Raw genomic sequence first — 4,799 nt, 5'->3', positions numbered from 1 at the left:
CAGTCAATCAACACCGATGTTGAATGGACGACCGCATCGCGAGCAGGCTCGCTCCCACAGTGTTTGTGTCTGGCCTGGCCTTAGCCGGACTTCTTGCGAATCCAGTACAGATAGGTACCGGCGTCTTCGTGCTGCGCCACCAGTTCGTGGTCGAGAAACACGCAGAATTTGGGGATATCGCGGCGGGTCGACGGGTCGGTGGCGATCACCTTGAGCAGGCCGCCAGGCGCCAGATCACGGATGTGCTGGTGCAGCATCATCACCGGTTCCGGGCAGTTGAGGCCGGTGGCGTCGAGGGTGCCGTCTACCGGCGTATCAAGCATTTCACTCATGATTCACTCCTGAAACTGGCCGGCATTGTCGCGCATTGTCGGGGTTCGGTCATCTGCGACGTGGCGTCACGCCGTCCCTGTAGGAGCGAGCATGCTCGCGATGGACCAGAGAGCGCCGTTGGGTGTCAGGTACCCAGCGTTATCGTTGACGACCATCGCGAGCATGCTCGCTCCTACAGGAATCAAAAACGATCAGCGGGATTTCGGCTTTTTCACGTCCAATCGACGCAAATGGCAGGTGACCTCTTCACGATCGTGGTACAGCTGCTTGCAGCCCACCTCGACCTTGATGCCCCGCGCCTTGAAGCCGTCGGCGATGCGTTCCAGCAGGCGCTTCACCTCGGCATACCGCTGTTTCATCGGCAACTTGAGGTTGACCACCGCTTCGCGGCAATGACCCTCACCGATCCACTCCTCCAGCATCGCCGCGTTGCGCGCCGGCTTCTCGACGATGTCGCAGACCATCCAGTCCACCGGTTGCTTGGGCTTGAAGGTGAAACCGTCGGCCATCAGGTGCTGGACCAACCCCGTGTCCATCAGGCTTTCAGCCATCGGGCCGTTGTCGATGGCTGTCACCAGCATGCCGCGGTTGACCAGTTGCCAGGTCCAGCCGCCGGGCGCGGCGCCGAGATCGACGCCGGTCATGTCGCTATGCAGGCGGTCGTCCCACTGATCCCGCGGGATGAAGTGATGCCAGGCTTCCTCAAGCTTCAGAGTCGAACGGCTGGGCGCCTCCCGCGGAAATTTCAGGCGCGGAATGCCCATCGGCCACATCGCCTGATTGTCGGATTCCGCCAGGCCGACGAACACTTCACGGCCACTTTTGAAGGTCAGCAGCAAACGCGGCTTGCTGGCGTCGTCCACCAGCCTGCCGGCACCGACCAGCGCCTTGCGCAGCGGGCCTTCAAACTTCTTGCAGAAGGTCGACAGCTCTTTACCGTCGTTAGTGTCGACCACTTCCAGCCACAGGCTGCCGCAGGTCGGGAAATCCGCCAGATGGGCGAGGATCACGCTGATACGATCGGTTTCCGGCAAATCGAGGAACATCCCTCGTGCCCATTGGCGCGGGAAGATCAACTGGTCGAAACGCTGGCCGCGCATCAGGCGTTCCGCGCCACCTTCCTCGGTGCAGACGAATTCGGCACAGGCACTGGCGGGTTTGGCCTTGGCATAACCCGCCACGTTCAGCCGTGCGGCGATGTCGGAAATCTCGGAGCAGACTTCACCTTCGAAGCCCGGCCGGCAATGCATAAAAAGGGTATTCATTCTTACTCCTGGGCAGATGGCCAAGCGGGCCACTGCGCGATGTCCAGGCTTGCGCTGGAGCAAAGCCTGTCACGAAAACCGGCGCATGATAGCCGAGTTCGCAGCCCGGGACTTGGCTGATATCCATTGGTTTAGTGGCGCCACACCATCGGACGATGGCCGCCATCGGATCGAACGATCAGCATTGTCATGGACTCTGAGTATCGTACCCGCCGAGATGCAACACAGATCATCCGGTGGTTCGCCTTACGCACCAAACCGGGCTAGGTTTAATGCTCTGCCCGTTCCCTCAGTCCGTAGCCGTGCGGATGCAAAGGAGTGATCGCAATGCCGTCCCTCGATAGCCTGAAAACCCTCAAGACCCTGCAAGTCGACGACAAGACCTACCACTATTTCAGCCTGCCGGATGCCGCCAAAAGCCTGGGCGATCTGGACCAGCTGCCGATGTCGTTGAAAGTGCTACTGGAAAACCTGCTGCGCTGGGAAGACGCAAAAACCGTCACCGGCGCCGACCTCAAGGCGATTGCCGCCTGGCTCAAGGAACGCCGTTCCGACCGCGAGATCCAGTACCGCCCGGCGCGGGTCCTGATGCAGGACTTCACCGGCGTGCCCGCCGTGGTCGACCTTGCCGCCATGCGCGCCGCGATGGCCCAGGCCGGTGGCGACCCGCAGCGAATCAACCCGCTGTCGCCGGTGGATCTGGTGATCGACCACTCGGTCATGGTCGACAAGTTCGCCAGCAGCAGCGCCTTCGAACAGAACGTCGACATCGAAATGCAGCGCAATGGCGAGCGTTACGCGTTCCTGCGCTGGGGCCAGAGCGCCTTCGACAATTTCAGCGTGGTGCCACCGGGCACCGGGATCTGCCATCAGGTGAATCTTGAATACCTGGGCAAAACCGTCTGGACCAAAGACGAGGACGGCCGCACCTACGCCTTCCCGGACACCCTGGTCGGCACCGACTCGCACACCACCATGATCAATGGCCTCGGCGTTCTCGGCTGGGGCGTCGGCGGTATCGAGGCGGAAGCGGCGATGCTGGGCCAGCCGGTGTCGATGCTGATTCCGGAAGTGATCGGCTTCAAGCTCACCGGCAAGCTCAAGGAAGGCATCACCGCCACTGACCTGGTGCTGACCGTCACGCAGATGCTGCGCAAGAAAGGCGTGGTCGGCAAATTCGTCGAGTTCTATGGCGACGGTCTCGCCGATCTGCCGCTGGCGGACCGCGCGACTATCGCCAACATGGCCCCGGAATACGGCGCCACCTGCGGTTTCTTCCCGGTGGATGACGTCACTCTGGGGTACCTGCGCCTGTCCGGTCGACCACTTGAGACCGTGAAACTGGTCGAGGCTTACAGCAAAGCCCAGGGCCTGTGGCGCCTGCCGGGCAAGGAGCCGGTGTTCACTGACAGCCTGGCGCTGGACATGGCCAGCGTCGAAGCCAGCCTCGCCGGTCCCAAGCGTCCACAGGACCGCGTGTCGCTGCCGAATGTCGCGCAGGCTTTCAGCGATTTCCTAGGCGTAGCCCTCAAACCCACCAGCAAAGAGGAAGGCCGCCTGGAAAGCGAGGGCGGTGGCGGCGTGGCGGTGGGCAACGCGGACATGGCCGGGGAAGCCGACTATGAATTCGAAGGCCAGACCCACCGCCTGAAAAACGGCGCGGTGGTGATCGCTGCGATCACCTCCTGCACCAACACCTCCAACCCGAGCGTGATGATGGCGGCCGGTCTGGTGGCGAAAAAGGCTGTGGAAAAAGGCCTGCGGCGCAAGCCCTGGGTGAAAAGCTCGCTGGCGCCCGGCTCGAAAGTGGTCACCGACTACTATAAGGCGGCCGGCCTGACGCAATACCTCGATGAACTGGGCTTCGACCTGGTGGGTTATGGCTGCACCACCTGCATCGGCAACTCCGGGCCCTTGCCGGAACCGATCGAGAAAGCCATCCAGCAAGCCGACCTGACTGTGGCCTCGGTACTGTCAGGCAACCGCAACTTCGAAGGCCGTGTTCATCCGCTGGTGAAAACCAACTGGCTGGCCTCGCCGCCGCTGGTGGTCGCCTATGCCCTGGCCGGCACCGTGCGCATCGACCTCAGTCGCGAGCCTTTGGGCGAGGACAGGAACGGCCAACTTGTTTACCTGCGCGACATCTGGCCGAGCAGCAAGGAAATCGCCGATGCCGTGGAGCGGGTCAATACCTCCATGTTCCACAAGGAGTACGCCGAGGTGTTCGCCGGCGACGAACAATGGCAGGCCATCGAAGTGCCGAAAGCGGCCACCTACGTCTGGCAGGACGATTCCACCTACATCCAGCATCCGCCGTTTTTCGACGGCATCGGCGGCCCACCGCCGGTGGTCAAGGACGTGAAGGCGGCGCGGGTGCTGGCATTGCTGGGCGACTCGGTGACCACTGACCACATCTCGCCGGCCGGCAACATCAAGGCCGACAGCCCGGCAGGACGCTACCTGCGGGAGAAAGGCGTGGAACCGCGGGACTTCAACTCCTACGGCTCGCGACGCGGCAACCATGAAGTGATGATGCGCGGCACCTTCGCCAACATCCGCATTCGCAATGAAATGCTTGGTGGCGAAGAAGGCGGCAACACCCTGTACATCCCGACCGGGGAAAAGCTGGCGATCTACGATGCGGCCATGCGTTATCAGGCGGCGGGAACGCCGCTGGTGGTGATCGCCGGCCAGGAATACGGCACCGGATCGAGCCGAGACTGGGCGGCCAAGGGCACCAATCTGCTGGGGGTCAAGGCGGTCATCGCCGAAAGCTTCGAGCGGATTCACCGCTCCAACCTGGTGGGCATGGGCGTGCTGCCGTTGCAGTTCAAGCTGGATCAGAATCGCAAGACCCTGAACCTTCGCGGCACCGAGACGGTGGATATCCTCGGTCTGACAGGCGTCGAGCTGACGCCGCGGATGAACCTGACCCTGGTCATCACCCGTGAAAACGGCATTCAGGAAAAGGTCGATGTGCTGTGCCGGATCGATACGCTCAATGAAGTGGAATACTTCAAGTCGGGCGGGATCCTGCATTATGTGTTGCGACAGCTGATCGCTTCGTAGCGTTGCCGCTGACAAAAACACCGCCTTCGGGCGGTGTTTTTCTGGACGCAATTTCATCACTGACACAGAGCTAATGTGGGAGCGGGCTTGCTCGCGAATGCGGTGTATCAGTCGACAAAGATGTGGCTGACC

3 protein-coding genes are annotated in these 4,799 nt (G+C 61.8%); 1 reads left to right on the top strand and 2 read right to left on the bottom strand.

The window, feature by feature from the left end; translation table 11 throughout:
- Positions 1–80: 80 nt before the first annotated feature.
- Positions 81–332, bottom strand: a complete 252-nt coding sequence (tusA, locus tag ACW9JE_RS28650) for a sulfurtransferase TusA (RefSeq protein ID WP_224533902.1) — start codon at positions 330–332, stop codon at positions 81–83.
- Positions 333–524: 192 nt separating this feature from the next.
- The gene (gene rlmM, locus ACW9JE_RS28645) at positions 525–1,598 is read right to left on the bottom strand and encodes a 23S rRNA (cytidine(2498)-2'-O)-methyltransferase RlmM (RefSeq protein WP_224533903.1); all 1,074 of its coding nucleotides are present in this window, start codon (positions 1,596–1,598) and stop codon (positions 525–527) included.
- 327 nt (positions 1,599–1,925) lie between these two features.
- Here rlmM and acnA point away from each other — a divergent pair, with 327 nt between their 5' ends.
- Positions 1,926–4,667 (top strand): aconitate hydratase AcnA, encoded by a 2,742-nt coding sequence (gene acnA, locus ACW9JE_RS28640; protein WP_457434668.1) that lies wholly within the window; start codon positions 1,926–1,928, stop codon positions 4,665–4,667.
- Positions 4,668–4,799: the final 132 nt, after the last annotated feature.

The organism is Pseudomonas sp. SDO55104_S430, assembly GCF_054070595.1.
Note: the sequence above shows the minus strand (reverse complement) of the source record. Positions and strands in the feature narration are given on the sequence as shown.

What these genes read in the sequence shown, in the direction of transcription:
- tusA (WP_224533902.1), bottom strand. Translation starts at nt 332, where the DNA reads ATGAGTGAAATGCTTGATACGCCGGTAGACGGCACCCTCGACGCCACC.
- rlmM (WP_224533903.1), bottom strand. Translation starts at nt 1,598, where the DNA reads ATGAATACCCTTTTTATGCATTGCCGGCCGGGCTTCGAAGGTGAAGTC.
- acnA (WP_457434668.1), top strand. Translation starts at nt 1,926, where the DNA reads ATGCCGTCCCTCGATAGCCTGAAAACCCTCAAGACCCTGCAAGTCGAC.